The sequence below is a fragment of the Thermogemmatispora sp. genome (assembly GCF_019683635.1).
Classification (GTDB): Bacteria; Chloroflexota; Ktedonobacteria; order Ktedonobacterales; family Ktedonobacteraceae; genus Thermogemmatispora.
Map to the genome: position 1 here is coordinate 1 of NZ_JADGIA010000302.1, position 4,123 is coordinate 4,123.

Genomic DNA, 4,123 nt, shown 5'->3' on the forward strand with positions numbered 1-4,123 from the left:
GCTCCAGCGGCAGCCTCACATAGTCCAGCCTCAGCGCCCTCGCCGGCACCGCAAACTCCAGCGGCTCCTCCTCCCTCACCCCCGGTCCCAGCCCTGACTCCTCTTCGGCCAGCAGCCGCACCAGGCGCTCCCGCTGCAGCGGACGCGCAATCACCAGCTCACAGCCCCAGCTATAGCGCTCCCAGCGCCGCGGGTCTGCTGCGTCTTTCGGAACGTTTGTCTCCGCCACTGCTGCCAGCAGCCAATAGCTGTTCTCGTGCTCCATCCTTCCCTCCTGGCTCTCTAGTACTTCCGCCTCGCTTCCCACTCAGTGCTCTCTCTCTATCCACGGATACTCTTCCGTCTTCTGCGTCCAATCCCGGTAACAACGCCTGCAGGAACTGGCTCACTTCTACTACGTGAGGGTGCCGGGTCAGCAGGGTATCCACGCACCGAGCATGGAGCTGGGAATGAAAATCCCAATCCAAGAACGGCACGCTTGCAACGCGGGAGAAGGCAAGCAAGGAGGCGTTAGCCGCCTCCCCTCATGCCAGGCGTGTACCAGCCAACCTACAACCGTTCAGCTCGATCTCTCGCAGGTCCACCCCCCACAGATCCACCCCTCTCAGACAGGCCTCCACCAGGTTCGCCTGGCGGAGATCCGCGGTCCACCCTTTCCAGAGGAAGATCTGGCCTGACGACCGGCACCTCACGGCGGCGCCAGCGGTCCCATGAGGCAACCCCTTCAGAGAGCTTGCGTCTATGTCTCGCCTCCATCGCGGCTCCTCTCCATAGTCAAAAGTCTTCTGCACTTACTTCTTTCTCCCCTAGTATCAACCGAGCTGACATGCACGATTGATAAAGGCCGATAAGGCTCCAATCAAGTCAATATACGAGTTCATGGTTTGAATGATATCCATAAGTGCCTGCGAGGCCGCTTGGCTCCTACTTGGACCGGTAGGCAACTGCTGATAAGCATCGTCCATGGCCCATTCCATAATCTGGGTATATTCTGGAGCATTTCCATGATACGGTTCCCAACTGGTCAGGGCATCAGCACTGTTCTTCTTAGGCCAGAGCCAGCGATCATTGTACGCAGCACTGATATCAAATGCGCCATTGGTCGCTTGAATGAGGTGGTGATTCTCTAACTTGCAGAGAATCACATGATGAGCCTGTTGACCTGATTGAGGCAGTTCGCCAGCTCTCTTCAAAGCTCTTCCTAACTTTGCACTACTGCATTCGTTTATGAACCACCCAGTGGTCAGCACCCACCAGAAAGGTGTGATCCTGGGCCACCTCCAGGTTATACATCTCCTGGCTCACAGGTACTTCTTCCCAGTTGATCACCACTCCGAACGAGCCATCAGCACGCACTACTCGCACTCCGATCTTTAGCTGACCCGCGGGAATAAAGACGCCCCCGTGGCTAGGAAGGGATGTTCTGGAGTCGTCCAGAGCGCCTCACTTTGCCCTTGCTTGGTCTGCCTCGACTGCGAGGGAATGACCGTCCGCCTACCCTCGCGGTCAGCAGGAGAGGAAGACGAGTCCGACCACCAGATTTGTATCTTGACCTGCCCTTGATCCCGATGCCGCCAGACATGCAAAACTGGCTCAAGCTCTATCTGGTGCGTCTGAGAATTGTATGCCTGAACTTGCTCTCCTACCTGGATCGAGGCAATCGGCTGCTCTCCCTGGGCTGTCTCTACCAGGGTCTCAGGGGTGAAGCTGCAAGGTTCGCCTGCCGCGGGAGCACCAGCTCCCCCTGTCGGTGGCGGCAGTTCTCCTCCCGCTGAACCTGGCTGGAGAGTAGGCGGCTGCGTCCGTTGCGGCGGCACAGGAGAGCTTTGGGAGCTACGGTAGCGTGCAAGAATACTACTGTTGACTGCAAACGCCCAAGGACTCCAGGCAGGATCTGATGCCGAAGACCTGTTCCCCCCGCCCCTTCGTCGGGAGCCAAAAACAATCCAGAGGGACACTCGAACGTCTCCGGGTTCCCCGCAACGTAGACGTACGGATCACTGCCTCAGAGCTCCTGCGCCGCCACCGGACGCAGACCGGCATCGTAGCTGAATTGCTCCGTGGCTGCTGGAGCGTTGCCGCTGGCCGTCTGGATCGTCCACCTTGCTCGGCAGAGCGCGCGCATCGTAGGTCACGCTCGCCAGCAACGGATTGCTCCCCGTCGTGGGACTCAGAGCGACCAGGGTGCCAGCGTTGGGATCATAGACCTGCGTAAAGCTGTAGCCCGGGTCGCCAGCTACACTGGTGCTGGTTGTGGTGGTCGTGACCTGGTCGGCGTCGTTGTAGCTGATCTGCTGCTGATAGGTCGGCAATGGCGTCGTCACGTTCCAGGAGGCCGGCAATCCCAGCGCCAGCGTACTGGTTGTCAGGCGCCCACGCTGATCATACTGGAAGCGCTCGGTGACCGTCGCCGAGCTGCCGTCGGGGTACCAGGTCGTGGCAACGCTCTGGGTGAGGTGACCAACGGGGAAGTCGCTGTTCCCCTGGCTACCCAGGGTGCTCGTGTCGTAGGTGTTCTGGACAAAGGGATAGGCCCCGCTGCTACAGGTCTCAGCCACGCTCTGGGCCGGGGCCGCATCTTGCATACAGACCAGCCGCCCCAACAGATCATAGATGTAGCCCAGCATGCGCGAGCCGGAGACATCGGTCACCAGGTGCCCATTGGGATCATAGCTGTAGTCGTGGGGACCACGATCGGGATCGAAGAGGTGCACGAGCCGGCCCAGATCATCGTAGCTCATGCTCGTGCTGTCACTGGTGATGGTCTGGCCAGCCTGAGGCGTCAGGTCAGCCAAAGCGTGCCCGGGTCGAGATCAAGGCGAGCCAGATCATCCGGCTGGTAGCGATAGAGCACGTTCACAGGCTGCTGCAGACGCACGCCGCTCACCAGACGTCCCTGACTGTCAGTTACCTGAATCTGGTACATCCCCAGCACACTGATCGCACCGGGGAAAAGACCGTAGAGCTGGGTCACGTTCCATGAGAATGGAGGCGTCGGCGAAGCTACAGGGATGGGAGTAAGCTGCGGCGAGGGTGGCCCAACGAGCGCATTGGGGATGGTACTGCTGACAACCTGAGCCTCCGAAAAGTCCAGTGAGCCGGCAGGAATCTGGATCTCTAGACGCCCATCGCTTCCCTGGAGGTCAAGGGGGCTACCACCCGCCGAGCCACTCAACAAGGCCGGACTCAGACTTTGCGTCAGAGGCTTCATATGGCCTGAACGGCCGGTGATGACTTCGACCACCGCTGCGCTCAATCCGCGCCAGTGGCTCCACTTCCCGCGGTTTCGAGTCCAACGGCGACCAGGCAGGGCGAAACGCTTTCGCTCGCTCGCTGCGCCAGCTATGCCTCGCGTGAGGCCTCTCGCCTTCTCTCGCCCACGCCCGCACTAAAGACCGATCAGCAGGCGCGCTCTAGAGAAAAGGGTCATAGAGGGCGCTGGCGCTGTCAAGTGGAACGCTCCCAGGCTTTCCGTCACTCAGGTCAGGGTGATCACGAACTGGGGAACTGATCAGCCCTGTTCTCACCCGCTGTGGCAAGCTCTCGCGCTCCTTGCAAGATGAGCTGCCTCAATTCTTCGCCTTGGAGCTTCCTTTCCCGGTTCCCGATGACCAGCATCGTTGGTGGATAGACAAAGAGAGGAGCGTGTGGGTAATCCACCAGGTAAATATCGAGAGGGGGAAGGAGCTGCTGAAACGGGGTTAAGTCCTTCCACAATCTGCGCCTTTCCTTGGGCGGTAGCATGTGCTCTACGAAATCTGGCGTGGAAGGCTCGATGAGCCCTGTGGTCAGCATCTCATAGAGCAGCCAGAGTTCCTGCAGCCGCTCCTTGAGGCGCTCCGAGCCAGGCCAGAGGCTGACCGGGCTATAGCTCGCTGCCGCCTCCGCTACCCATACATCTGGATCTTCTATAGCCTGTAAATCTCTCTGTTTGGCCAGTACCCTCAGAAACCAGCTTCGCCACGCTTCCGGGGTCAGACCCGCCGCTTGCAGGAGATGGGTCCCGTCTGGATGAGTATCGAAGGGGGCCACCCGTAGTCCATCAATCCTCAGCATCCAGAGGCAGAAGTCTATCCCTAATTCCGTGCGTATGCTATAGTGCCACGATTGCTCTCTCTGTAGC

At 59.6% G+C, this 4,123-nt stretch carries 7 protein-coding genes; all 7 read right to left on the reverse strand.

Annotated features, from left to right (window positions below):
- The coding region (locus IRZ31_RS20435; protein ID WP_297157338.1) for a hypothetical protein at positions 1–265 on the reverse strand (265 nt) is incomplete at its 3' end.
- A 259-nt stretch (positions 266–524) separates the two neighbouring features.
- Positions 525–791, reverse strand: coding sequence for a pentapeptide repeat-containing protein (locus IRZ31_RS21525; protein ID WP_363325710.1), 267 nt, complete (start codon positions 789–791; stop codon positions 525–527).
- Between the two features lie 21 nt (positions 792–812).
- Positions 813–1,193 (reverse strand): AHH domain-containing protein, encoded by a 381-nt coding sequence (locus tag IRZ31_RS20440; RefSeq protein WP_297157341.1) that lies wholly within the window; start codon positions 1,191–1,193, stop codon positions 813–815.
- A 19-nt stretch (positions 1,194–1,212) separates the two neighbouring features.
- On the reverse strand, positions 1,213–1,365 hold the full coding sequence (locus IRZ31_RS20445; protein WP_297157343.1) for a hypothetical protein: 153 nt from the start codon (positions 1,363–1,365) through the stop codon (positions 1,213–1,215).
- A gap of 632 nt (positions 1,366–1,997) precedes the next feature.
- Positions 1,998–2,741 carry an RHS repeat domain-containing protein gene (locus IRZ31_RS20450; RefSeq protein WP_297157345.1) on the reverse strand — a complete coding sequence of 248 codons (744 nt, stop codon included), beginning with the start codon at positions 2,739–2,741 and terminating at the stop codon, positions 1,998–2,000.
- A gap of 41 nt (positions 2,742–2,782) precedes the next feature.
- Complete coding sequence (locus tag IRZ31_RS20455; protein WP_297157348.1) at positions 2,783–3,211, reverse strand: hypothetical protein; 429 nt, start codon at positions 3,209–3,211, stop codon at positions 2,783–2,785.
- A 281-nt stretch (positions 3,212–3,492) separates the two neighbouring features.
- Positions 3,493–4,123 (reverse strand): hypothetical protein (locus IRZ31_RS20460; RefSeq protein ID WP_297157350.1); only part of this gene is annotated, 631 nt, incomplete at its 5' end.

Coding starts and splice junctions, on each gene's coding strand:
- IRZ31_RS20450 (WP_297157345.1), bottom strand. CDS start 2,741: ATGAGCTACGATGATCTGGGCCGGCTCGTGCACCTCTTCGATCCCGAT.
- IRZ31_RS20455 (WP_297157348.1), bottom strand. CDS start 3,211: ATGAAGCCTCTGACGCAAAGTCTGAGTCCGGCCTTGTTGAGTGGCTCG.